General features: G+C 67.0%; 25 protein-coding genes. 4 read left to right on the top strand and 21 right to left on the bottom strand.

The annotated features are described in order from the left end of the window. Nucleotides 1-47 precede the first annotated feature (47 nt). Genes CLV77_RS00695 through CLV77_RS00680 form a run of 4 tightly spaced genes read right to left on the bottom strand, consistent with a single transcriptional unit; the run spans nucleotide 48 to nucleotide 4127 of the window. Nucleotides 48-1685: a phospholipase D-like domain-containing protein gene (locus CLV77_RS00695; RefSeq protein ID WP_083707757.1), complete on the bottom strand. Its 1638-nt coding sequence runs from the start codon at nucleotides 1683-1685 to the stop codon at nucleotides 48-50. Continuing rightward, entirely contained in the window at nucleotides 1682-3394 is a 1713-nt protein-coding gene (locus CLV77_RS00690; RefSeq protein ID WP_157801985.1) for a sensor histidine kinase, read from the bottom strand. Before CLV77_RS00690 ends, CLV77_RS00695 begins: the two co-directional genes overlap by 4 nt. 26 nt (nucleotides 3395-3420) lie before the next feature. Continuing rightward, nucleotides 3421-3984 carry an RNA polymerase sigma factor gene (locus CLV77_RS00685; protein ID WP_076979709.1) on the bottom strand — a complete coding sequence of 188 codons (564 nt, stop codon included), beginning with the start codon at nucleotides 3982-3984 and terminating at the stop codon, nucleotides 3421-3423. Further along, nucleotides 3981-4127, bottom strand: a complete 147-nt coding sequence (locus CLV77_RS00680) for a NepR family anti-sigma factor (RefSeq protein ID WP_076979710.1) — start codon at nucleotides 4125-4127, stop codon at nucleotides 3981-3983. The genes CLV77_RS00685 and CLV77_RS00680 overlap by 4 nt, the downstream gene beginning before the upstream one ends. Nucleotides 4128-4230: 103 nt before the next feature. Here CLV77_RS00680 and CLV77_RS00675 point away from each other — a divergent pair, with 103 nt between their 5' ends. After that, complete coding sequence (locus CLV77_RS00675; protein ID WP_076979711.1) at nucleotides 4231-5043, top strand: response regulator; 813 nt, start codon at nucleotides 4231-4233, stop codon at nucleotides 5041-5043. A 159-nt stretch (nucleotides 5044-5202) separates the two neighbouring features. Here CLV77_RS00675 and CLV77_RS00670 read toward each other — a convergent pair whose 3' ends face one another. Beyond that, complete coding sequence (locus CLV77_RS00670; protein WP_076979712.1) at nucleotides 5203-5376, bottom strand: DUF1328 domain-containing protein; 174 nt, start codon at nucleotides 5374-5376, stop codon at nucleotides 5203-5205. A 146-nt stretch (nucleotides 5377-5522) separates the two neighbouring features. Then, complete coding sequence (locus CLV77_RS00665) at nucleotides 5523-5915, bottom strand: hypothetical protein (protein WP_076979713.1); 393 nt, start codon at nucleotides 5913-5915, stop codon at nucleotides 5523-5525. A gap of 113 nt (nucleotides 5916-6028) precedes the next feature. Here CLV77_RS00665 and CLV77_RS00660 point away from each other — a divergent pair, with 113 nt between their 5' ends. Next, nucleotides 6029-6757: a Crp/Fnr family transcriptional regulator gene (locus tag CLV77_RS00660; protein WP_076979714.1), complete on the top strand. Its 729-nt coding sequence runs from the start codon at nucleotides 6029-6031 to the stop codon at nucleotides 6755-6757. Between the two features lie 35 nt (nucleotides 6758-6792). On the opposite strand, the gene CLV77_RS00655 is transcribed toward CLV77_RS00660, so the two are convergent. The 8 genes from CLV77_RS00655 to CLV77_RS00620 form a co-directional block, all read right to left on the bottom strand. After that, entirely contained in the window at nucleotides 6793-7788 is a 996-nt protein-coding gene (locus tag CLV77_RS00655) for a DNA topoisomerase IB (RefSeq protein ID WP_076979715.1), read from the bottom strand. After that, nucleotides 7778-8236: a host attachment family protein gene (locus CLV77_RS00650; protein WP_076979716.1), complete on the bottom strand. Its 459-nt coding sequence runs from the start codon at nucleotides 8234-8236 to the stop codon at nucleotides 7778-7780. Before CLV77_RS00650 ends, CLV77_RS00655 begins: the two co-directional genes overlap by 11 nt. A gap of 83 nt (nucleotides 8237-8319) precedes the next feature. Continuing rightward, nucleotides 8320-9243: a YihY/virulence factor BrkB family protein gene (locus CLV77_RS00645; RefSeq protein ID WP_076979717.1), complete on the bottom strand. Its 924-nt coding sequence runs from the start codon at nucleotides 9241-9243 to the stop codon at nucleotides 8320-8322. Between the two features lie 8 nt (nucleotides 9244-9251). After that, nucleotides 9252-9443, bottom strand: coding sequence for a PLDc N-terminal domain-containing protein (locus CLV77_RS00640; protein WP_076979718.1), 192 nt, complete (start codon nucleotides 9441-9443; stop codon nucleotides 9252-9254). Nucleotides 9444-9645: 202 nt separating this feature from the next. Then, on the bottom strand, nucleotides 9646-10410 hold the full coding sequence (locus CLV77_RS00635) for an SDR family NAD(P)-dependent oxidoreductase (protein ID WP_076979719.1): 765 nt from the start codon (nucleotides 10408-10410) through the stop codon (nucleotides 9646-9648). Continuing rightward, nucleotides 10407-10964, bottom strand: a complete 558-nt coding sequence (locus CLV77_RS00630; protein ID WP_076979720.1) for a DUF3833 family protein — start codon at nucleotides 10962-10964, stop codon at nucleotides 10407-10409. The genes CLV77_RS00635 and CLV77_RS00630 overlap by 4 nt, the downstream gene beginning before the upstream one ends. A gap of 175 nt (nucleotides 10965-11139) precedes the next feature. After that, nucleotides 11140-11952 carry a DUF1365 domain-containing protein gene (locus CLV77_RS00625; RefSeq protein ID WP_076979721.1) on the bottom strand — a complete coding sequence of 271 codons (813 nt, stop codon included), beginning with the start codon at nucleotides 11950-11952 and terminating at the stop codon, nucleotides 11140-11142. Further along, nucleotides 11943-13265, bottom strand: a complete 1323-nt coding sequence (locus CLV77_RS00620; protein WP_076979722.1) for an NAD(P)/FAD-dependent oxidoreductase — start codon at nucleotides 13263-13265, stop codon at nucleotides 11943-11945. The genes CLV77_RS00625 and CLV77_RS00620 overlap by 10 nt, the downstream gene beginning before the upstream one ends. Nucleotides 13266-13566: 301 nt before the next feature. On the opposite strand from CLV77_RS00620, the gene CLV77_RS00615 reads away from it, so the two are divergent. Together CLV77_RS00615 and CLV77_RS00610 are read left to right on the top strand one after the other, a co-directional pair. Next, a complete protein-coding gene (locus CLV77_RS00615; protein ID WP_076981069.1) occupies nucleotides 13567-14076 on the top strand; it encodes a sigma-70 family RNA polymerase sigma factor in 510 nt (169 codons plus the stop codon). Nucleotides 14077-14087: 11 nt separating this feature from the next. Then, nucleotides 14088-14768, top strand: coding sequence for a ChrR family anti-sigma-E factor (locus CLV77_RS00610; protein WP_076979723.1), 681 nt, complete (start codon nucleotides 14088-14090; stop codon nucleotides 14766-14768). 28 nt (nucleotides 14769-14796) lie between these two features. On the opposite strand, the gene CLV77_RS00605 is transcribed toward CLV77_RS00610, so the two are convergent. From CLV77_RS00605 to purH, 7 genes are all read right to left on the bottom strand, one after another. Beyond that, complete coding sequence (locus CLV77_RS00605) at nucleotides 14797-16185, bottom strand: DNA recombination protein RmuC (protein WP_083707758.1); 1389 nt, start codon at nucleotides 16183-16185, stop codon at nucleotides 14797-14799. Further along, a complete protein-coding gene (gene mutL / locus CLV77_RS00600) occupies nucleotides 16182-18146 on the bottom strand; it encodes a DNA mismatch repair endonuclease MutL (RefSeq protein ID WP_076979724.1) in 1965 nt (654 codons plus the stop codon). The genes CLV77_RS00605 and mutL overlap by 4 nt, the downstream gene beginning before the upstream one ends. Before the next feature lie 168 nt (nucleotides 18147-18314). Then, nucleotides 18315-19640, bottom strand: a complete 1326-nt coding sequence (locus CLV77_RS00595) for a M16 family metallopeptidase (protein WP_076979725.1) — start codon at nucleotides 19638-19640, stop codon at nucleotides 18315-18317. Beyond that, the gene (locus CLV77_RS00590; RefSeq protein WP_083707759.1) at nucleotides 19637-21235 is read right to left on the bottom strand and encodes a M16 family metallopeptidase; all 1599 of its coding nucleotides are present in this window, start codon (nucleotides 21233-21235) and stop codon (nucleotides 19637-19639) included. Before CLV77_RS00590 ends, CLV77_RS00595 begins: the two co-directional genes overlap by 4 nt. Before the next feature lie 223 nt (nucleotides 21236-21458). Further along, a complete protein-coding gene (locus tag CLV77_RS00585) occupies nucleotides 21459-21947 on the bottom strand; it encodes a DUF3035 domain-containing protein (RefSeq protein WP_244901594.1) in 489 nt (162 codons plus the stop codon). A gap of 93 nt (nucleotides 21948-22040) precedes the next feature. Beyond that, nucleotides 22041-22511: a signal peptidase II gene (lspA, locus tag CLV77_RS00580; protein ID WP_076979727.1), complete on the bottom strand. Its 471-nt coding sequence runs from the start codon at nucleotides 22509-22511 to the stop codon at nucleotides 22041-22043. A gap of 1 nt (nucleotide 22512) precedes the next feature. Continuing rightward, nucleotides 22513-24102 (bottom strand): bifunctional phosphoribosylaminoimidazolecarboxamide formyltransferase/IMP cyclohydrolase, encoded by a 1590-nt coding sequence (gene purH / locus CLV77_RS00575; RefSeq protein ID WP_076981070.1) that lies wholly within the window; start codon nucleotides 24100-24102, stop codon nucleotides 22513-22515. Nucleotides 24103-24115: the final 13 nt, after the last annotated feature.

The raw sequence follows: 24115 nt of genomic DNA, 5'->3' as shown, positions 1-24115 counted from the left end.
CGCGGGGCGGCTTTTTTCGTTTCCGGGATGTCGGGGCGCCAGGCCCCTCAGACCATTTCTTCCGGCACGCCGGGCAGGGCCCGGCCGAACAAGCGTGCGGGGCGGTCGGCGTAGGGCAGGATGAAGCCCTGGCGTCCGCCGGGACGGCGCACAAGGTTCTCGTTCGCCAGGACACGCCAGGCCTGCACGGCGCCGCTGCCCTTGAAGAACTTCTCGTCCGCATCATCGGGCAGCCACGCGCTCATCACCTTGCGCTTGACCTCGGCCACCTCGTGGGGGGCGGTCAGGCGCACCCCCACCTCAGTATCCCAGTAAAAGCTGCGACCGTTCAGATTGGCGGAGGAGACGATCGCGGCGCGGTCGTCGAATACCGATACCTTGGTATGGACGTAGATCAGCGGCGCCTCGGCCAGCCGGTCGCGGGACAGGTTCTCGCCGTTGGGGTTCTCTCCTTCGACCACGGGCCGGTTCTGGGCGGGCGATCCAACAAAGATGCGGTGCCCGAAGGCCTTGCGCAGCTTCTTCAGGCAGCGGGCCTGAAGGAATTCGCCATAGCGCGCGTCGGCACGGCGCCGGTTCTCGAAGGCGACCTCCTCGGGGGCGGCGGGCAGGACCAGCACAAGGCCCAGGCGCTTGTTGCGCCGGGCGGCATCGGCCAGCTTTCGCGCCAGCTCCCGCTCGCGGAAGAACTGCGTCTCGAGGTAGATGAACTCCTCGGCGCGGGCGACTTCCTCGTGGTGGGCGTCGGCGATCTCGTGGACCAGCCGGCGGGGCGAGAGGAAGGGCAGCGCCAAGCGGCGCGGTGCGGACAGGGTGCGCAAGAGCGGCGGCCGCGGCGGCGGCACCGAGCGTCCCCCGGTTTCGGAAATGAAATGGTGCAGATGCCCCTCGGTCGCGGCGCCCAGCTCGGGATCGTCGACCATAAGCTGCACGTCCTGCCAGGTCAGGTGCGCGGGCTTGCGATGATTGAGGTCATCATACCGCCGGTCGTCCAGGTCCAGCCCGCCGATATAGGTCCGCTTGCCGTCAAAGACGGCGACCTTCTGGTGGTGAGTGGCTGGCACCAGGGGTGGCACCGGGATGCGCCGGGCGCGGTAGCTGCCGTCGCGCACCGCCAGCAGCCAGCGCGAAAAGCCCGGCATCTCCTTGAGCATGTTGCGGCGCAACGCCTCCTCGAGGTCGTTGAGCGACTTGGCGGTGCGCGTGACCTCGCCGGTCACGCGGCTCCAGAGCATCAGGCGCGGCCCCAGGCCGACCCGGGCCGAGTGGAGGGCCGGGATAACCCGAAGGCGGCCAGCACCCTCGCGCGCAAGCTCCCGCGCCGCAGTCAGCCGCCGCAGCGAGGCCCAGGTGTCGCGGTGGATCTCGTGGGCCAGCAGCGGGTCGAAATCGGCGATCGCGATGTCGAACGAAACCCCGCGGTTGAGGGTGTGCACGATCAGGTCCAGCCAGGTCTCGCCAATCTCAAGCGCCTCGGGAGAGTGCAGCTTGGTCATCGGATCGAAGATGCGGAAACCGGCCACGATGCGGTCTTCGGCCTTGAGGAAGGCGCGTTCCAGCACGGGGTAGGCCTCGAAGGCGGTGACAAGCACCTGCACCCGGTCGGGCTTTGCCGTTCCGGGTCGCATGTCCTGGCCAAGGTCGTTGGTCGCCCCGTTGTCCGGGCCGGAGTCGGATTGTGTCACTTTTCCCTCTGGTATTCGTCGAATTCGCGAACGTTGAACCTAAGCACAATGCCGTAGCTTCGTTTACGTTCCTCGACTTGGACCTCTCCGAGCAATTGCTGCGAGAAAGCGGCGATCAGGCGAGCGCCCAATCCACCAGAGGAAACCGGCGCGGGTTCGACCAGCGGCGCCCCGATCGAATTCTCGATCGCGAGGGTCAGATCGCCGTCGTTCCCGACCACCAGTTCGACGCGCAGCCATGGCAGGCCATCGGGCGGTCGGCCGATATATTTCAAGGCGTTGGTGATCGCCTCGGTCGCCAGAAGGGACAGGGGCACCGCTTGGTCGGGATAAAGCTCGAACGGCTCCATCGAGATGGTGACGTCGATCTCTGTGCCGCTGGCGACTGCGGTGTCCAGGCGCTGGTTCACGATCTCTTTCAGGAGCAGGTCGCCGCGGATCTGGGCCAGCGTATCGTTCTGATAGAGATTGCGGTGCACGGTCGCGAGGCTGAGCACGCGCTCCTGCACGCGGCGCAGGACCGAGCGGGCCTCCTCGGATTTCAGCTGGCGCATCTGCATGTTCATGATCGACGCGATCAGCTGAAGGTTGTTCTTCACGCGGTGGTAGACTTCCTTCAACAGGACCTTCTGCTCGCGGACGGCGTTTTCCAGCTCGGCCTCGTCCTTGAGGATCGTGTCGGTCATGTAGATGAAGCTGTCCTCCATCTCCTGCAGCTCGGCAGGCATGCTGACCGGCGCCGGCGGCTGCAGAACGCGGCGCGTCTTGGCAAAGGAGGACATGCGCAGCCGCAGTGAACGGATGTGCCGGATCACCAGCCAGTGCACCGCGAAATAGGCCACGGCGAGGCTGGAGAGCCACATCAGCAGCGGGAAGGCCGCGGGCGGGATGCGGATGGACTCGCTTTCGGTGGCGGCGCTGTAGCCCGCCTCCCACGACCCGATGGCAAAGACCGAATTGGCAAGGATCGGCACGACGGCGAAAGTGCGCTCCCGCCCTTCGACGGTGCGGGCGCTGAAGGCGCTGGCGCGCACCTTGAGAAACTCTGTCAGCTGCTGTTTCGGGGGCAGCCGCTGCTCGGGCGAGACGGAGCCTTCCTGCGAGACAAGCACGTCACCGGCGGCGTTTATTGTGAAGAACTCGGCCTGTTCGGAGGCGATCAGCGGCGAGGATGTCGTCTGGATGGAATCGAGCGGCAGCGCGATCGTCACAAACCCCTCAAGCCCTTCGCGGGTGTAGACGGGGTAGTTGACCGTCACCACCGGCTGGATGTTCTCGTTGTTGCCGTCCTGGTCCAGCAGAAGCACCTTGGCCAGGTCGGTCGCGAAAAGATCCGCCATCTGGCGCCGGTCCGACAGATCCCGGGCGATCCCGTCCGAGGCACAGCTGACCTGACCATCGGCCGGGATGAACCCAGCCCAGACAAAATCGCTTTCCCTAGAGACGTAATCGGACAGGTAGCGGCGGCACTGCTCGGGCGTGGTCAACAGCTCGAACATGCCGCTCATGGCGCGACCGGCGCCCAGCGCCCTCTGGATCAGCTGCCGGTCGTCGGCCGCGGCTTCACGGGTCAGCGCCAGCAGCGTCAGCTGGGTGCGCGTCTCGACCTCCTGGGTGAGCGTGCGCGTCTGCACGACCGCAATCAGCCCAAGCGGCAGTAGCGCCAATGACAGAAACGCCATGACCCGAAAGCCAAGGCGTTTTGTCACCGGGCGAAGATTCAGATGGGGGCGCATCAGCCCGGGGTGTGTGATGCCGAGGAGAGCACTGCCATCGTCGCCTGATCCGTCAGCTCAAGGCGATCCCCTTCCTCGAGGTGAAGGAGTTCCGCAAGCCTTGCGCGTGCCCGGTTCGCCCGGCTCTTGATGGTGCCGACGGCACAACCGCACATTTCCGCCGCCTCTTCATAGGTAAATCCGGATGCCCCCACGAGGATCAGCGCCTCGCGCTGCTCGTCGCGCAGCTGCTCGAACGCCTTGCGGAAGTCCGCGAATTGCAGGCGACCGTCATGCTCGGGCTTTTCGGCCAGGCCGGCGGTGAACACTCCGTCCACGTCCGCAACCTCGCGCTTCAGCTTGCGCCGGCTCGAGTAGAAGGTGTTGCGCAGGATGGTGAACAGCCAGGCCCGAAGGTTGGTGCCGGTCTGGAACTTGTCAAAGTTGGTCCAAGCCTTGACGACCGTGTCCTGGACAAGGTCATCCGCACTGCTGCTGTTTCGGGTGAGGCTGAGCGCGAATGCCCGAAGCGCCGGAAGGTGATCCACCAGTTCGTCGCGCGGTGCCTTCTGTGTTTCGGTCATTTCGCGGCGCTTTGCTGTTTCAATTGCTCCAGCAAGTTCTTGAAGCGGTCCGGCAGTTCCTCTTCGACTTTTTCCTGATACACACGTTTCAGGTTTTCGTCGATTTGGCGACTGACAGCCACTTTCTCTTCGTTTTCGTCCATTCTCTTCACACTGTCCCGCTTTACGATATCAATGATCCCGTGGAACCAAACATCCCTTAGCGCGTTCGGTTCCAAGAAAATACGAAAAAAGGTACTTGCGAACATGACTACCGAAACCGCCGTCGACCTCTCAACCGTAGTGGGGCAGCATCTGCCATACTTGCGGAGATACGCCCGTGCGCTGACGGGGAGTCAGAACAGCGGCGACCTCTATGCCGCGGCGACCTTGGAAGCAATCCTCGAGGATAACGAGGTGTTTTCGCGGGATATTTCCCCAAAAACGGCCCTGTTCAAGGCCTTTCACGTGATCTGGTCCAGCGCCGGCGCCCCGGTGGCCGAGTCGGACGCAGGCATCGAGGCCAAGGCCCAGGCCCATCTCAAGAACCTCACGGCCAACACCCGCGAGGCTCTTTTGCTGCACACCGTCGAGGAGTTCAGCAAGGACGACATCGCCGGCATCATGCAGACCGACCGTGACGAAGTTGACACGCTTCTCGACATCGCCAGCCGCGAGATGGAAAGCAGCGTCACCGGCCGTGTGCTTGTCATCGAGGACGAGGCGATCATCGCCATGGACATCGAAAGCATCGTCGCATCGCTGGGTCATCAGGTCATCGGCGTGGCGCGCACCCGCGACGGCGCCGTCGCCATGGGCAAGAAGGAACAGCCCGACCTGATCCTTGCCGACATCCAGCTTGCCGACAACTCGTCCGGCGTCGATGCGGTCAACGACCTGCTGGCCCACTTCGGCAACATCCCGGTGATCTTCATCACCGCCTACCCCGAGCGGCTTCTGACCGGCGAGCGTCCCGAACCCGCGTTCCTGATCTCCAAGCCCTACAACGAAGAGCAGGTTCGCTCGGCCGTCAGCCAGGCGATGTTCTTCGCATCGACCGAAACGCTTCACGCCAACTGATCGGCGCACCCCGGGGCCGCATCGTCGGCCCCGCGTGACACCGCGAAATGAAAAAACCCGCCTTGGAAACAAGGCGGGTTTCATTTTTTCAACTGTGTTTCACTGGCATTTCGCGCCTTGGGCGCGGATCTCGTACATCTCATCCGTGACGTTCGGCGATCAGACCGGGGGCTTGCCGCGAACGGCGCGGGCGACCAGGGCGATCACGAAAAGCACGACGAAGATGAAGAACAGAACCTGTGCAATGCCGGCAGAGGCCGAGGCGATGCCGCCAAAGCCGAAGACACCAGCAATAAGCGCAACAACCAGGAATATAAGGGCCCAGTAAAGCATGGCGTTATCCTTTCGACAAAGATCGGCTCCGGCCAATCCGGGACCGATTTGAAAACAAACGCGGATTGCTGGCTGTGAGTTCCCGTGACCACATTCTGTGACGTAGGCGTCCGGCGCGGGGCCGAAGGGCGCAAGCGCACCGGCGACTAGCCAGGCAGTCGGCCGGCGGCGTCGATACTGCGCAGGATCGTGGCGATCAGGGCGGACGTCAGGAAACGCTGCACGAAGATCCAGCGAGGGTCATCCTCCGACGGCTCCTCCCGTCCCGAGACGACCACGATATGCCCGCCCCGCTGGAACACCAGCTCGGCAAGCCCCGCGGCCTTGATCTGTTCGGGAGGAAGGTTGGTAATCAGGGCGCGCACGCGCTCTGCCTCACCCACAAGACCGAGACCCTGCGCCATTGTCCGGCACAGGCGCACGCGGGCCTGGGGATCATGCTCCTGGAACATCTCCATCAGATCGTTGGCGATGACGATGTCACGCTCAATGATCACGATGATACCAGTCGATAGATCGGTGTTCGCGGGGGTAGCCATTCTTGTTAGGCGCTTCCAGCCGGGTGCCAATGGGCGGATTACCGGCGCACAATGGAACAGGTCTTCCTGTCGCGCATTAATCTAAGACATAGCATAACAAAAAAGCGCGCATCATGGTCACGAAATGTGTAAATTGCCCACTCGCCCGAAAACCCCTTTTCAAACCCATGAGCCGCGACGAACTTGCCTACATGCAGAGGTTCAAGGTCGGCGAGCTGGTGGTCGACCCCCGCACCTCCCTTCTGATGGAGGGGTCCAACAGCCCTCAGCTATACACAACGCTGCGAGGAATGGGGTTGCGGTACAAGACCTTGCCCTCGGGGCGACGACACGTGATCGGCTTTGTATTTCCCGGTGATTTCATTGGCTTGCAGGCCGGGGTGATGGGCGAGATGGAGCATTCGGTCGAAGCCTCGACCTCGATGACACTCTGTGTCTTCGACCGGGCGGAATTCTGGAATTTCCTCAAGCTCAGAACCGACCGGGCGTTCGACGTGATTTGGCTGTCGGCCGTGGAGGAGCATTTCCTGGGTGAGGCACTGGCAACGGTGGGTCAGCGCACGGCGGTGGAAAAAGTCGCCTGGGCCCTCGTGCGATTCTACCGGCGGGGCAAGATGCTTCACATGGTCGAGCACGGCTCGATGCCCCTTCCCTACAAGCAACAGGACCTGGCCGACGCCCTGGGCCTGTCGCTGGTGCACACGAACAAGACCCTGGCCAAGCTGCGCGACCGCCAGCTTGCCAATTGGAGCGACGGCATCCTCAGCGTCCATGACGTCGACAGGCTGGCCGCGCTGGCCCAGGATGACGGCAGCGAAGTCGTCACCCGGCCGCTGCTCTGAACCAACAATTCCTTATTTAGAGCCTGTTTTCGACTTCAACCGCGCTCCAGAAGCGCGATCAGCGCGCCTTCGCCTGCCCGCAGGCCCGCGATCTCGGCGGGTTTGGCGTAGGCCCGTGCCAGACGTTTGGCGCCGCCCTCTTCGGCCAAGTCGATGACCGCCGGATGAATGTAGCTGTTGCGCGCGATCGTCGGCGTGTTGCTCAACTCGTCCGAGGCCGCTTCGGCCATGATCTTGATCGTCACGGCCTCGTCCCTGTCGCTGGCCGCACGCGCCGCGCGCAGGGCCGCAAGCGTGCCGTTCCAGGTGCGGAAGGATTTCGCCGTCACCCCCGTTCCCGCCATGTCCGAGATGAAGTCGTTGACCTGGCACGAGGTGACGCAGCGCTGCTCGCCGCTCTCGTCGACCCATGTCATCAACTCGCCCCCCGGCAGGTCGTGGATCTGCTCGAGGGCTTTGTGAAGGCTTTTGTGGCGCAGCCGCTTCGTGACCTTTTTCTGGCCTTTTGCCGTGTAAGAGAGCCTGATTTCGCCATCCTTCAGGCGCAGGTGCTTGGCGCGCAGGGTGGTCGCGCCATAGGTGCCGTTCTCCTCGGCGTAGGCCGAGGTTCCGACACGCAGCGATAGCCGGTCCAGCAGCGCCAGCACACTGGCCAAGGCAAGCTCTTCCTCTCCCGTCTCGGCGCGCAGGCCGGCGGTGATCCGTCGGCGCAGGGCCGGAAGCACGCGCCCGAAATCGGCCAGGTGGTCAAATTTCTGCTGCGCCCGGTAAGCGGTCCACTCTTCGTGGTAGCGATATTGCTTGCGTGATTTGACATCCCGCCCGGTGGCCTGAAGATGCCCGTTGCGACGCGGACAGATCCACACGTCCTCATAGGCCGGCGGCACGGCAAGCGCGTGGATGCGCGCCCGCTCGCGCGTGTCGTCGATCCGCGTGCCGTCGGGGGCGAGGTAGGAAAACCCCCGCCCACGCCGCTGACGCCGGATGCCCGGTCGGCTGTCCGGGTAGTAGATCAGGCCCTCAGGCGGCATTTCCCATCGCGTCCTGGATGTGCCGCTCGATCTCGTCCATGGGCTGGCCGGCAAGGTTCTTGTCCAACTCGAAGATGATCCGCTTCTCGACCTCGGCGTGCAGCGCCTTGCGCAGGTTGCCCAGCACCGAGGGGCCGGCGACCAGGACAAGCCGCTCGAACCCCTGCTTCAGGGCCTGTTCGTTGAGGATCTCGGCGAGATCCTCGGCGAAGCGTTCCTTGGCCAGCTCGTGCCAGTCGGTGTCGGCCACGGCAGAGCGCTGGGGCGAGGGGCCGTCGTTGAAACGGCCGGGCCGGTTGGCCGCCTGATCACGGGTGGGCGGGTTGTCCTGGGTTTCCTTGCGCCAGACGTTCAGGTTGGGATACTCGGCGTCACCGTCGTTGACGAGGATCAGGGCCTTTTCGCTGTCCGTCACCACGACCCAGGTTCCATTCTTCATCTCAGGCATGACGCTTCTCCTATGAACTGTTCGCGCCCCGGTTGAGGCTCTGTCTTGGAACGTTCGCGCGCCGGGCCGGGTTCCGCCCGGGATCAGTCATCGACCTCGATATAGCGATCCGCCACCTCGGCGCCGCGCTGCCCCATGGGACGATCGGGGCCGACGGTGGTGTCGGCCCATGTCCGCAGCTCCAGCTCAGCGTTGAGCGTGGCGCCCAGAAGCACCACGTAGGCCGACAGGTAGAACCACAGCAGCATGGAGACGGCCGCCCCGATGGAGCCGTAGACCTCGTTGTAACGGGGGAAGTTGGCCAGGTAGGTCGACAGCAGCCAGCTGACTGCCACCCACAGCACGGCCGCCACGACGGCGCCCGGGGTGACCCAGCCGGCCTTGGCGGCGCGGCGATTGGGCCCCAGCTTGTAGATGATGCCCAGCCCCGCCACCAGCACGGCCCCCGCGATGAACCAACGCAAAATCGCGACCGTCATCGCCGTGTAGGGCCCAAGCGGAATGACCGCGAGAACTGCCGGCACCACCACTATGGCGCCGAGCGCCGCGATTACAAAGGCCCCCGCTGCCGCCGTCATCGACAGGGTGCTCACCAGGCGTGTCACCCCCACCCGGTTGGATTCGCGATAGGTGGCGTTAAGGCCGCGCAGCAGGGCCGAAACCCCGGCCCGCGCCGACCAGATCGCCGCCACGGTCGACACGACCGTCGTCCAACCCAGCGTGCCCTCGCTTGCCATGGCAAGGGTGGACAGCTGGTCGCGCAGCAGATCGTAGATTTGGGGCGGAAAGACCTCTTCCAAGGGCTCAATCAGGTTGCCGACCACCTGCGGGTCGACGCCCAGCCCCAGCAGCGCGATCAGCGCGGCCAGGGCGGGAAACACCGCGAGCATGGCGAAAAAGCCGACGCCCGCGGCGATCAGGCCCAGGTTCTTGCGATCCATGGTGACACGGACCGCCCTCAGCGTTGCCCACCAGACATGCCAATCGTGATCGACAGGCAGTGCCATCGGCGGGATCAGATCTTGGCGGCCGAGGATTTGGGTCCGGCAAGAAGCCAGATGATGAAGCCGATCAGCGGCAGCAGCACCACCAGAAGGACCCACAGCACCTTGCTGCCGGTCGAGGCGCCCGACCCGATGATCGACACGATCGCCCAGATATCCAGCACCAGCAGGATAAGCCCACCAATTCCACCAACTTCTAACATGCCGCGTTCCTTCCAATATTATTTCCGGACGCTCCGGGATCGGGTGGAAGGGGCTTGGCGCGGTGCCGCGTGCAGGGCCCGCCCTGGGGCGGCGCCCGTCCTGCGTGACCCTGATCGCCGGTCCCCGTCCAACCGCGAAGGCGGTCGTCCAGTCTGTGAACGCCGCAACGGCGCGGCGGGTTCCCCCGGCGCCCTGCCTGCGTCAGCCCACGAGGCGGTAGTAAAGCCAGTCGGGCAGGAAGCGGCTGCCACGGAAGAGCCAGGAGAAGGCCGCCGGGAAGGAGCGCGCGAACGCATCGCTCATCATCAGCTCGACGATCTGGCCGGCGGCCTCGTCAGGCTCCATCATGAAGGGCATGGAAAAATTGTTCTTGTCTGTCAGGCGGGTGCGGATGAAGCCGGGGTTGGCCAGTTGCACCCGGATACCGCTGCCGCGCAGGTCGGCGCGCAGCCCCTCGGCAAGGTACATCACCCCCGCCTTGGAGGCGCCGTAGCCCGTGGCGCCGGGCAGACCCCGGAAGCCCGACAGACTGCCGACCAGGACGATATGGCCCGCGTCACGCGCCACCATCGCCGGCAGAGCCTCGGCGACGCAGCGGGCGGCGCCGGTGAAGTTGATGTCGCACATGCTTTCCAGCTGTTCGGCATCGAGTGTTTGCGCGCTCATGGGCCAGTAGACGCCGGCCATGTAGATCAACCCGTCGACAGGCCCGACACGTTTGGCGGCATCGGCGACCGAGGCGCGGTCGCGCACGTCTATCACCTCTGCCCTGGCCCGGCCCGGCAACTCCGCGACCAGCGACTCCAGCCGCTCGGCCGAACGGGCCGAGACCACCAGCCGCGCCCCCATGCGGCTGAGCCTGTGGGCAAGGGCGCGGCCCAGCCCTTCGCTTGCCCCGACGATCCAGTAGGTTCTGTCGACCAGGGCGGTCGGGCCAACGGGCGCTTCGTTTCCGGCTTCGCTCATGGCACTTTCCTCATGGTGGCAACCAGCTCCGCGACCTTGACCCCGAACTTGCGGAACTGGGAGCGGTTCACGATCACCCCGTTCTCCAGCAGGTACATCCAGTCGGTCGCCCGCAGCACGTGACCGCCCGAATCCTCGGGCAGTTGCAACCGGTAACGCAGGCACATGGCCGAACCCGACTGCTGGCCCCAGGCGATGCCCAGGATGTCCGGCGCGGTGGCGGTCATGGTGCCGTCCGGCTGTAGGGTCACATCCCAGGAACGATGCTGCACCTCGCCACCGTCATAGTGAAAGACCTCGTCGATATGGCCGATGTTGCCGTCCCAGGTGCAGATCATCCTGGCCATGAACCGAGAGACGACCTGCCCTGCCGGCCCGTAGATCACGCCGTCGCACTGGATGGTCCCGTCAAACAGCCTGCGAAGGTCGAAGTCGGGCCCAAGATGGGCGTAATCCCCGGCACGCTGCGACCGGAACCCGAAGTTCAGGTGCCAGACCCAGACCGCGAACAGGCCAAGGGCGAATCCGGCTATGAGCGCCAGAAAGAACGTCAAAGATCCAGTCTCCTCCGGCACTTGCGGCCGTCTGGTGGGGTTTCAGGCTTCGACGGGGTCTTGGCTTGATCCGCTCGATCCGGCTGCGGGCCTCCGTCGGAAGGCCAACGCGTAGCGACCCGGGCGGGTTCCGTGTTTGCCATTGATTTTGCTGGGATGTCGACCGGGGCCACGCTCATCGGCTGACCTCGTGTTCCGGGGGCGCCGGCCTTCTGAGGTAGCGCGCGCCCCGCGCCCGCAGCCGCGCCGCCTGCCAGAAGATCAGTGCCAGCACCCGGCGCGAGCCGAAGGGCCGCCGCCACATGGCGGCGAGGATCGCCCGATCCGTCAGGGGCAGGCGCGGTCCGGCCAGCGTCGCCAGGACCCCGCCGGCACCGGTATCGCCCGGCGTGCCCTCCGCCGCCCCCGGATCGCGGAAGTCGATGCTGATCGCCACCCTTTCGGCCCTGATGTCAAAGCGGAACGCATAGTCGCCGGCGATGCGCTGGAAGGGCGAGACATGGAAGATCTTGCGGGCGCGCAACACGTCCTGGCCGGTGATGACGCCCCGGTCCTCGCGCAGGCAGAGGTAGGAATGGCGGTCCCCGAAGGTGTTGTTGACCTCTGCGATCACGGCGCGCAGCCGCTTCTGATTATCGTGCAGCAGCCAGAAGCAGACGGGGTTGAAGACATGGCCAAGAACGCGCGGCTGGGCCAGAAGGTGGACCGGCCCGGCGGTGATCCCGGACAGGCCCTCCGCCTCGGCGACCTCGCGCACCCAAGTGGCGCCGCGCTCCGCGCCACGCCGTCCCCCGTGGTCCACGTCGTGAAGCGAGGTCAGGTTGGCGCGGTTGCGCGAGAAAAGGCGCGGCCCGCCGTGCCGGGGTGCGGGCACCGGCGCCTCGGCGTCCAGCAGGACATAGTCCACCCCGTAGGAGAAGCGGTTGGCGATCGCGCCATGCCGGGCGTGGAAGGTCCGGCCCGGTATGACCTGCGGCGTCAGAGGCATGCCGCCCGCGCATCCTGTGCCCGCCCCGCGTGGCCGGCACCGGCGCCCATCATCCCGTCGATCACATCCATTGCGCTGGCCAGCCCGTCCTCGTGAAATCCGTTGCGCATCCAGGCACCGCAGAACCAGGTGCGCCGGGCGCCGTTGAAGCCCCGGATCGCAGTCTGCGCCTCGATCGCGGCGCGGTCAAAGACCGGATGGCGGAAGATGGTGCGGTCATGGACAAGATCCTCGCGGATCGTGCGCTGGGAGTTGAGGGTGACGAACAGCGGATCGTCCAGTGGGATGGGCTGGAGCGAGTTCATCCAGTAGGTCAGATCAATACGCTCGGCGGTGCGGCCCCGCTCCTCGGTATAGTTCCAGCTGGACCAGCAACTGCGGCGGCGGGGCATGACCGAGCTGTCGGCATGAAGCACCGCCTCGTTCGGCTGATAGCGCACCGCGCCCAGGGCCGCCCGCTCACGCTCGTCGGCATCGGCCAGCATAGCCAGGCTGTCGTCGGAATGGGTGGCCATCACCACCTCGTCGAATATGTCGAGGTTGCCTTCCCGGTCCCGGATGCGGATCACGTCGCCGTCGCGGCTGACGGAACCCACGGGACTGTTCAGACGGATGTGGACACCGGCGCGTAGCAGGGCGGCCTCAAGCCGGCTGACATACTGGATCGAGCCGCCCTTGACCGTCCACCACTGGTGCTGGCCCGTGTGGCTGAGCAGGGCGTGGTTCTGGAAAAACTGCACCAGCGAACGGGCGGGAAATTTCAGGATCCGCTCGGTCGGGGTGGACCAGATCGCGCCCGAAAGTGGCGCCAGGTAATAGTCGCGGAACCAGGGGCCCATGCCCATCTCGTCCAGAAGCTCGCCGATGGTCTTTTCGTCGTCGCGCGCCCGCTCGACCGCCTGGGCGTTGAAGCGGCGCACGTCGTTCACCATCCGCAGGAAGGCGGGGCGCAGCAGGTTGCGGGGCTGGGCACAGAGGGTGGCAAGGCTGCGCAGCCCGTATTCGATGCGCCCCCCGTCGATCGAGGCGGCAAAGCTCATGTCGCTGGGCACTGTGGGGACCTGCAGCGCCTCGAAGAGGCGCACCAGGTGGGGGTAGTTGACGCGGTTGAAGACGATGAAGCCCGTGTCGACGGGCTGGTCGCCATTGCGCCCCGCCAACACCGTGCGCGCATGCCCGCCCAGGCGCGCGCCCGCCTCGTAAAGCACCACGGCGTTGCTTCCCGAAAGGGCATGGGCCGCCCCCAGACCGGATATGCCGCCGCCGATCACCGCAATCCGGCGCGGCGGAATAGTCTGTTTTTCAAAGGGCATGCCTGATCCTGCCTGTTGGGTTCCCCGGGGATACGCCACTGTCGCCCGCCCGGATCACAAAAAGATTGATCCGATCGACCTTTCGGACGGTATCCGTTCCATGATCCAACCTGCGCACACCTATCCTTCGGAAACGGCTGGCCCGCCGCCGCCGGGCAGCTATGCTGTCGCCGAAGCACGCAGAGGCGGACCATCCAGCATGCAGGATGCCAGCAGAGACAAGAGCGACAAGCGCACAGCGCGGGATGGCGCCGCGGCGGGCGGCCAGCCCCGGTCCGCGCCAGCCGACTGGGCCGCGCTGATGGCGCGGGTGGCCCGGGGCGACCGCGCCGCCTTTGCCGAGGTCTTTCGCCACTTCGCCCCCCGGGTGAAGGCCTACCTGGTCAAATCGGGCGCAGTCCCTGCCCTCGCCGAGGATTGCATGCAGGACGTCATGGCGACGGTCTGGCGCAAGGCGGCACAGTTCGACCCGGCGCGCGCCAGCCTTGCCGCCTGGATCTTCACCATCGCCCGCAACCGGCGGATCGACCTGCTTCGGCGCGAACGTCGCCCCGAGGCCGAGGATCTTGCCTGGGGCCCCCAGGCCGCCCCCGAGGCCGCCGAGGCGCTGGCCCTGCAACAGGATGCCGCACGCCTTGCCCGGGCCCTCTCGGACCTGCCCGAGGCCCAACGGCAGGTCATCGTCCAGGCCTATTTCGGCGATCTCAGCCATGCCCAGATCGCGGCCCGCACCGGCCTGCCGCTGGGCACGATCAAATCCCGGACCAAGCTTGCGCTGGACCGCCTGCGCCACGCGATGGGCCGGGAATGAAGGAACGCGCCATGACACCCCGCCCCGCGCCCCGGCATCACCCCGACGCCGCCCTGCTGATGGCCCATGCCGCCGGAACCCTACCCGAGGCCTTCTCGCTGGTGGTCGCAACCCACGTGTCGCTGTGCGACACCTGCCGGGTCGAGCTTGCGGCCCACGAGGAAACTGGCGGCGCCCTTCTGGAGATGATGGCCGAGGGGGGCAGCGGCCGTCACGAGGCGGCCATGGACCAGGACGGGGTACTTGAAAAGGTTCTTGAACGGGCGCAGGCGCTGCCCGAGGCAGCACCGCCCGCGCCCCCGGCCCCCGGCACCGACCTGCCCGAACCGCTTGCGGCCTATGTCGGTGGGGGCATGGACGCGATCCCGTGGCGCCGGGTGGGCGGCGGCATCCGGCAGGCCGTGCTGGAAACCGGCCCCGATGCCTCGGCCCGGCTGCTCTACATCCCCGGCGGGCGCGCCGTGCCCGACCATGGCCACAGGGGGCTGGAACTGACGCTGGTCCTGTCGGGTGCCTTCAGCGACAGCGAGGACCGTTTCGGACCCGGCGACTTGGAGCTTGCCACACCCGAGCTGGAACATACCCCCGTGGCCGAGCCGGGCGCGCCCTGCATCTGCCTCGCGGCCACCGACGCGCCCTTGCGCTTCACCGGCCTGCTGCCGCGCCTGGCACAGCGGTTGATGGGCATCTGATCCAGATCAGCGCGCCCGCCCTTGGTCCTCAGCGCCCGTCCCGCAGGATCAGCGGCGGCGCCCGGCGGACAGGGGCGGGATCCGCCCGGTCGCCGTCATCTGGCTCAGGGGCCGAGGCCGGCGCGGTCCGCATTTCTGCTTCCTCTCCCTGCGTTTCCGCCGCCGCCTCTCCCATCGGTGGCATCTGACGGGGCGCCGGGGTCTGCGGTGCTGCAACGGCCTCGACCGACAATTCCTCGAAATCGAAATTGTCCAGCTTCTGCGCCCGTTTGCCGGCCCGCTCGGCCGCCGTCCCGATCCCGTCGAGATCGGCGCGCGCCTGGCGGAAATGGGTATCGAGCTTGCCCACCCGCTCGACGATCAACTCCACGTCGCGGTGCAAATGCTTGAGGGTGGCACGTATCGCGCCCGCCTGTTCGCGCATCCGCGCGTCCTTCAGGATCGCCCGCATCGTGTTCAGCGTCGCCATGCAGGTGGTGGGCGAAACGATCCAGACCCGCGCCGCGAACCCCTCTCGCACAACCTCGGGCAGGCGGGAATGAAGCTCGGCATAGACCGCCTCGGACGGCAGGAACATCAGGGCGCCGTCAGCGGTCTCGCCCTCGACCAGGTACCGCTCGGCGATGGCGCGGATATGGACGCGCACGGCCTGGCGCAGGGCGGCCAGCGCCCGCGCCACCTCCTCGCGCCCCTCGGCGCGGACCAGCGCCTCGTAGGCCTCAAGCGGAAATTTCGCGTCGATGACGATCGGCCCCGGAGGGTTCGGCAGGTGGATCAGACAGTCGGCCCGGCGCCCGTTCGACAGCGTCGCCTGCATGGTGAAGCTGTCGGCTGGCAGCGCCTTTGCCACGATGTCGTTCAACTGGATCTCGCCGAAGGCACCCCGGGTCTGCTTGTTGGACAGGATGTCCTGCAGGCTGAGGACATCGCCCGACAGCTTCTCGATATTGGTCTGGGCCCGGTCGATCGTGGCCAGGCGCTCCTGCAGCTGGGTCAATGACTTGGTGGTCTTCTCGGAACTGCCCGAAAGACTCGCGTTCATCCGTTCCTGCATCTCGCTCAGCGCATGGGCCGAGCGCATGGCGTTGGCATGCAGCGTCTCGTTCATGCGGCTCTGCACCTCGGACAGGCGCCGCTCCATCACCTGGATGGTCTGGGCCTGGATCGTCGATTGCGCATCCGAAACGGTCTGAAGGCTGCCGGCAAGCTGTTGCTGACCGGCGCCCAGGTGCTGCACCGCGCGGCCCAGATCCTCGACCGAGCGCAGGACAGGCCGGCTGTCGCGCGCCGCCCGCCCCGCCGCCCGAAGCGAGGCCAGCAGAAGCACAAGGATCAGCAACAGCCCGCCGCCCATCACCAGCACGGCCAGCGCCGCGGGATCCGAAGGATCCAGCTCGATCGACCCGAGGCGGATCATGTGCGCCCGAACAGCCGCTCGATGTCGGCCAGGCGCAGCTCGACATAGGTGGGACGGCCGTGGTTGCACTGTCCCGAGTGGGGCGTCGCCTCCATCTCGCGCAGCAGGGCGTTCATCTCCTCGCCGCGCATCCGCCGGCCCGACCGGATGGAGCCGTGGCAGGCCATGCGGCTGAGGATGGCGTCGATCTTCTCCTGGACCGAGGCGCTGGATCCCTGGTCGGCCAGTTCGTCCACCACGTCGCGCACCAGGCGCGCGGGATCGGCCTGACCCAGGATCGCGGGCGTCTCGCGCACGGCGACGGCACCGCCGCCGAACGGTTCGATCACCAGGCCCAGCCCGGCCAGGGCCTCCGCCTCGTCCAGAAGGCGGGCCGCGTCGGCCTCGTCCAGCTCGACGATCTCGGGGATCAGCAGCGCCTGAGAGGGGACACGGGCATCGGCCCGCTGGGCCTTCAGCTTCTCATAGACCAGCCGTTCGTGGGCGGCGTGCTGGTCGACGATGACGATGCCAGTGGCGGTCTGGGCGATGATGTAATTCTCATGAACCTGCCCGCGCGCCGCGCCCAGGGGCAGGTCGCGCGCGGCCTCGTCCGCCTCTGCCCGGGCAACATCATGCCCCGGCTCATCGGTGGCCAACCGCCCCGACAGGGCCACGCCCATCTCGGCAAAGCCCGGGGCCTGCGCCGCGTGGGCCGCCTCCAGCACCCCGCGCGACGGCTGTCCCGCGTAGCCGCTGGTTCCGTATCCGCGCGGCCGGTCCATCTGATAGACCCGGGGCGCGCCCTCAAGGGCCGATCCCTCCGCCGCCTGATCGCGCGCCGCGGCCGGGTTCCAGCCCCCCGCCATCGGCCCGTCACCGGGGCGCAACGCCCCCAACGTAGCCGCTGCCACCGTGGTCGAGGCCCGGTGCCCCGCCCCCGCGAGCGCGTGTTTCAACCCCGAGACGACCAACCCCCGCGCAAGCGCCGGGTCGCGGAACCGGACCTCGGATTTCGCCGGGTGCACGTTGACGTCCACCAGCTCCGGATGACAGCCGATGTTCAACACAGCCACCGGGTGGCGGTCACGGGACAGGAAATCCGAATAGGCGGCGCGCAGCGCGCCCACCAGAAGCTTGTCACGCACCGGCCGCGTGTTGACGAACAGGAACTGCCCCACCGCCGAGCCGCGCGAAAAGGTCGGCAGCGCGGCGAAACCCGTCAGGCTCAGGTCTTCGCGCTCCGCCTCGATCGGCAGGGCGTTCTCGGCAAACTCGCGCCCCAGAATGGCGCGCAGCCGCTCCAGCAGCGCGTCGAACAGATCGCCGTTGCAGGGATCCAGCCGCAAGAGCACCCGCCCCTCGCCCCCGCCCGAGACATCGCGCAGGGTAAAGCCGACCGATGGTTCGGCCATGGCGAGGCGCTTGACCACGTCGCCGATGGCCTGGGCCTCGGCCCGGTCGCTGCGCAGGAACTTCAACCGCGCCGGCGTGGCGTGGAACAGGTCACGCAGCGCCACCACCGTCCCCCGGCCCAGCGCCGCCGGCCGCAGAACCGGCGCGCTGCCGCCCGAAACCAGAATCTCCGCCGCCTCGTCATGGCCCGACGCGCGCGATGTCAGCGACAACCGCCCCACCGCCGCCAGCGACGGCAGCGCCTCGCCGCGAAACCCGAATGTGTGAATGTTCAGAAGGTCGGAGCCGTCGATCTTCGAGGTTGCGTGCCGCTGCAACGCCAGCGGCAACGCCTCGGCAGGGATACCGTGCCCGTCGTCGGTGACCCGGATCAGCGTCTTGCCCCCGTCGGCGTAATCGACCTCGATCCGCCGCGCCCCGGCATCAAGCGCATTCTCCACCAGTTCCTTGACCGCCGAGGCGGGTCTCTCGACCACCTCGCCAGCGGCGATCCGGTTGACCGCGGCATCGTCCAACTGCCGGATTACCGGCAATTCAGCAGTTATCTTGGGGCTAAGCTCATTCATGCCACCAAATCTAGCATGGGCAATCAGATTCGCCTATGGGTGTCTGAAGGCCCCACGGGAAATCCGCCGCCCTCTCCGGGCCCTCGCCCGCACCCCTTCAGTGTCGTCCAAATATCCCCGCCGGAGGCCCGCCCGGAAGGGCGGAAACGACGTAAGACGCCGCGTGGGTCAGCCCCCGCTTTCCAGCCCGTCGGGCTTGCCCACGACCACGAAATGCAGCTCCTCGGGCCGCAGCAACCGCTGCGCCACCCGCTTTACGTCCGCGAGGGTGACCGCGTTGATCTCGTCGTTGCGCGTGTCGATGTAGCTGGCCGGCAGGCCGGTCATCTGCATCCCCGACAGGATCCCAGCGATCCGCCCGTTGCCGTCAAAGCGCAGCGGGTAGGCCCCCGTCAGATAAGTCTGCGCCTCCTCCAGTTCCTCGGCGCTGACACCGTCGGCGGCCAGGGCGCCCCATTGCTGGCGGATGACCTCCACCGCCTCGGCCATGCGCGCGTTGGACGAGGCCACCTGCCCGATATAGAGCGCGCCCAGGTCCTTCGGCACCAGGTAGGAGCCGATGCCGTAGGTCAGACCGCGCTTCTCGCGCACTTCCGTCATCAGCCGCGATTCGAAGCCGCCGCCGCCCAGGATGTGGTTCATCACATAGGCCGCGAAGAAGTCGGGGTCATGCCGGTCCAGCCCCTCGTGACCGAAGATCGCGACCGACTGGGGCGTGTCGTAGGACACGACCGTCACCCCCGGTTTCAACAGGTAGTCGGCGCGGGGCGGCATCGGTGCGCCCTTGGCGGGCAGATCCCCCAGTAGCCGGTCCAGCAGCGGGCCCAGCTCCTCGGCGGTGATGTCGCCGGCGACGCCGATGAATATACGGTCCCGCGCCATGACCGCCTCGTGGGCCGCAACCAGATCCTCGCGCGTCAGCGCCGCGACCGAATCCGCCGTCCCGTTCGAGGAGGATCCGTAGGGATGTTCCCCGAAGGCCAGCGCGTCGAAGGTGCGGCTGGCGATGTCGTTGGGATCCTTGGCGTCGGAGGCGATGATCGACAGCACCTGCGCGCGAACCCGTTCGATCGCGTCGGCGTCGAAGCGGGGATCGACCAGCGCCTGGCGCAGCAGTTCGACCGCCTCGTCGCGGTTCTCGGTCAGGAAGCGGGCCGAGACCGACAGGCTGTCGTCGCCCGAATCGAAGGAATAGCTGGCCGCGAGGGTCTCGCGTGCCTCGGCGAAAGCGCGGGCATCCATCTCGCCGGCCCCTTCCTCGAGAAGGCCGGTCATCAGGTTCACGGCCCCGCGTTTACCTTCGGCATCCAGCGAGGTGCCGCCCTGGAACTGGATATCCATGGCGACGAAGGGGATCGAATGCTCCTCGACCAGCCAGGCCTTGATCCCGCCGGGCGAGGTCACCTCCTGGATCTCGATTGCGGCGGCGGCGGCCGGAAGGCTCAGCGCAAGCCAGAGCGTCAGCAAAAGCCGGACCGGGGCGAAACGGATCATTGGGCAGCCTCCTGGGCGGATGGGTCGGCGGGGGCGGGGTCGTCGGCGTTGAGCGGCTCGGCCGGGCGATCGGGCGGTGGCGCGCCCGGGGTGCTGGCGGCACTGCCGGCCGATGCGGCGGGTGCGGGCGGTGCGGCGGCGGCCTCATCGAGTGCCGTGCCCTCTCCGGCCTCCGCCATGGTGGTGAAGTGGCCGGTGACGGCTCGACCACGATCAAAGACCTCGCGTGCGGCGGACAGGATATCCGCCTCGGTCACGGCGGCCAGGACAGCGGGCCAGGCCTGCACATCCTCGACCGTCAGACCCGAGGTCAGGGCGCTGCCGTAGCGCTGTGCCTGCCCCTGAAGGCTGTCGCGGCCATAGATCTCCGAGGCCAGAAGCTGACGCTTGATCCGGTCCAGCGCGTCGGGATCGACCCCCTCGCTCATGAACTCGGCGATGGCGCCGTCCATGGCGGCCTCGGCCTCGTCCAGACTGACACCGTCGGCGGGCACCACGACCAGGCCGAAACTCGTCTGATCCAGGCTCAGCGCGTCGTAGAAGGCCGAGGTATAGATGGCGCGCGGATCCTCGAACTGCAGCTTGCGGCCCAGGTAGGACGTCGCGGGATCGCCGCCCAGCAGCTCGGCCAGGACGGTCAGGGCGGCGGCCTTCTCCTGGGCGCCGGCGTCCCGCTCGGGCGCGAGGTATAGGCGTGAAACATTGGGTTGTGCCACACGTGGGTCGGAGTAGGTCAGCCGCCGCTCGGCCAGCTGCGGGGGCTCTTGCGGGCGGGTCCGCTCGGGCAGGTCCGGATTGGCGGGGATGGGGCCGAAATGGGTTTCGGCCATGCGCCGTACCTCGTCGGGATCGACATCGCCTGCGACCACCAGGATGGCGTTGTTGGGGGCGTAGTAGGTCCTGTAGAACGACAGCGCATCCTCAAGGCTCAGCGCCTCGGCCTCGTGGCGCCAGCCGATGACCGGGATGCCGTAGGGATGGTTGAGGTAAAGCGCCGCGCGCCGCTGCTCGCTGAAAAGGGCGGCGGGGTTGTTGTCGGTGCGCTGGTTGCGCTCTTCCAGGACCACGTCCCGCTCGGTCAGGGCGTCGGCTTCGGTCAGTTGCAGGTCGACCATGCGGTCGGCCTCCATCTTCATCATCAGCTCCAGCCGGTCGGAGGCGACGCGCTGGAAGTAACCCGTGTAGTCGTAGGAGGTGAAGGCGTTGTCCGAACCGCCGTTGGCCGCGACGATCTTCGAGAATTCGCCCGCCGCCAGCTCATCCGTGCCCTTGAAAAGCAGGTGTTCGAGAAAATGGGCGATGCCCGATTTGCCCTTCGGCTCGTCGGCCGAACCGATCCGGTACCAGACCATGTTCACCACCACCGGCGCGCGATGGTCCTGGATCACCACGGCCTCCATCCCGTTGTCGAGGCGGAAGGTGGTGACATTGTCGGACAGGGCTGCGGGGTCGGGTGTCGAGGCTGCGGCCTCGGCCGCGGCGGGGCTGTCCCCGTGGCTGGCGGCCAAGGCGGGTTGCGCAGCGGACACGAGGCCCAGGGCCAAGGCAAAGGACAGGCTCAGGCCGGAGGATAGGATGGTCAGGGCGCGCAGCATGTCTGCTCCTTCTGGAAGGTGCGGGAGGCCTGGCCGCGCGGGATGCGGGGGCCCCGGCGACCTTCGGGCGGTTCGGAGATGTCGGCGCCCGCTGCCGGGCCCCGACGCAAGGGTCGGATGGAACTTACGCCGTCCCGGCCGCGGATCAAGATGGTCAACGGGGATGTGAGGGGCGACAGGCAGACAAACCGGTGTCTTTCGCCGCGCCAAGCCGCCGGGCGGGCTACTCGGTTCCTGCGGGCGGGGCGCCCACGGTGCGCACACCGGCGCGGCGGAACCGCTCCAACTCGCGATGTTGATCGAGGGACTGGCGGCGGTAGGCGCGGAAATAGACGTTCACGTCGAAGATCCGCTCCAGCAGACGGCCGTCATTGCGGCGGCGGAATTCCAGATCCTCGGCGGCGAGTTGGGTGCGGATGCCCGGGCTGACGCCGTAGCGCGCGGCGCGGGCGACCAGCGCCTGGTCCGAGGCGGGGATGCCACCGCGCGACAGGGTCGCGGCATTGCCACCCAGGGCGGCCACGGCATCGGCGGCGGGGGTCGGATCGACACGGTTGCTGCCACCCGGGGTCGGCGCGGGCAGAGAGGCCAGGTCGCGGGGAATCTCGATCGGCTTGGTCGGCAGGATCGCGAATTCATCCGGGGTGCCGTCGGACGAGATGTTCATGAGGATCGGCTGATCGGCGCCACAGGCGGACAGTGCAGCCACCATCACCAGAGCCAGTCCAGTTCCCGCCTTCGCCATTGCCATCGAAAGATCCCGTTTGCCTGTTCGCCCTTGGTTTAGCCTATCTGAAATGCCGCGTCACGGGGTCTTCTTTTCCCCGCCCCACAGCACCAGCGCGAAGGCCCCGGCGAAGATGAAGACATCGGCCAGGTTGAACGTGTAGGGGTTGGAGATACCGCAACAGGACATGTTCAGAAAATCGGCGACCGCGCCATAGGCGACCCGGTCGACCGCGTTGCCAAGCGCGCCGCCGACGATCAATCCGGCGGCCGCGAATTCAATCCGCCGGGTGAAACTGCGCCGCGCCCAGACGATCAGGGCGGTGCTCAGCACCAGGGCCAGGGCGACCAGCGCCCAGCGCATGACCTCGGCCTCGCCACCGAAAAGGCCGAAGTTGATGCCGGTGTTCCAGCCCATCCGAAAGTTCAGATAAGGCGGGAGCACGTCTATCGACAGCCGCGAGATCAGGTTCATCCCGAAGACCACGGCGAACTTGCTGCCCTGGTCGAGAGCGAATCCGATCAGTGCGAAAAGAGCGAGAAGCCGCATCCTAGTGCCTGAAGTGACGCATGCCGGTGAAGACCATCGCCAGACCCGCCTTGTCGGCGGCGGCGATCACCTCGTCGTCGCGCATCGAGCCACCGGGCTGGATGACGGCGCGGGCCCCGGCGTCGGCTGCGGTCAGAAGGCCGTCGGGGAAGGGGAAGAAGGCGTCCGAGGCGACGACCGACCCTTCTGCGGGGCTTTTCGACAGGCCCAGCGCCTCGGCCATGTCCTGGGCCTTGCGGGCGGCGATCCGGGTGCTGTCGACGCGGCTCATCTGGCCTGCGCCGACACCGACGGTGGCACCGCCCGAGGCATAGATGATGGCGTTGGATTTCACATGCTTGGCCACGGTCCAGGCGAAAAGAAGATCGCGCATCTGTTCCTCGGTGGGCGCGCGCTTGGTCACGACCTTCAGGTCGTCCAGCGTGATGCGGCCCACGTCGCGGTCCTGTACCAGCATGCCGCCCGGCACGTCGCGGAAAGACAGCGCGGCGGCGGTCACATCCGGCAGGCCGTCGGTGGTCAGCAGGCGCAGGTTCTTCTTGGCGGCAAAGATCTCCATCGCGTCGGCGTCGGCGCCGGGGGCGATGACAACCTCGGTGAAGATCTGGGTGATCTCCTCGGCGGTGGCGGCGTCCAGCGGCTGGTTCAGCGCGACGATGCCGCCGAAGGCCGAGGTGCGGTCGCAATCATAGGCGGCGCGGTAGGCGTCGAGCAGGCTGTCGCCCCGGGCCACGCCGCAGGGGTTGGCGTGCTTGATGATAGCGCAGGCCGGACCCTCGGCGGGGTCGAACTCTGCCACCAGCTCGTAGGCGGCGGCGGTATCGTTGATGTTGTTGTAGCTCAACTCCTTGCCCTGGTGCTGGCGGGCGGTGCCGATGCTGGGCCGGTCGCGGCCGTCGACGTAGAAGGCGGCGGACTGGTGGGGGTTCTCGCCATAGCGCAGGGTCTGCGACAACTCGCCCGCGACCACGCGGCGGCGGGGCGCGGCCAGCTCAAGCGCGCCGGCCATCCAGTTCGAGACAGCCGCGTCGTAAGCCCCGGTGCGGGCATAGGCGTTCTGGGCCAGCCGGCGGCGGAAGTTCAGCGAGGTGGCGCCGTCGTTGGCGGCCATCTCGGCCAGCAGGGGCTCGTAATCCTCGACATCCACGACGACGTTGACGAAGCCGTGGTTCTTGGCGGCAGCACGGATCATGGCCGGGCCGCCGATGTCGATATTCTCGATGCATTCATCGTAAAGCGCGCCGCGGGCGACGGTCTGCTCGAACGGGTAGAGGTTGACGACCAGAAGGTCGATGGCGCCGATGCCGTGCTCGTCCATGGCGGCAACGTGGGAGGGATCGTCGCGAAGGGCCAGCAGGCCGCCGTGAACCATGGGGTGCAAGGTCTTGACCCGACCGTCCATCATCTCGGGAAAGCCCGTCACCTCCGACACGTCGCGCACGTCAAGGCCGGCGTCGCGCAAGGCAGCGGCGGTGCCGCCCGTGGACAGCAGTTCCACCCCCCGCTCGGCCAGGGCGCGGCCCAGGTCGATCAGACCGGTCTTGTCGGAAACGGAAAGCAGGGCGCGGCGCACCGGCACAAGATCGGTCATGGTGGTCATCCTC

The sequence above is a fragment of the Brevirhabdus pacifica genome (assembly GCF_002797755.1).
Classification (GTDB): Bacteria; Pseudomonadota; Alphaproteobacteria; order Rhodobacterales; family Rhodobacteraceae; genus Brevirhabdus; species Brevirhabdus pacifica.
The sequence above is the reverse complement of the archived record's forward strand: the minus strand, read 5'-3'. Positions and strand labels throughout refer to the sequence as shown.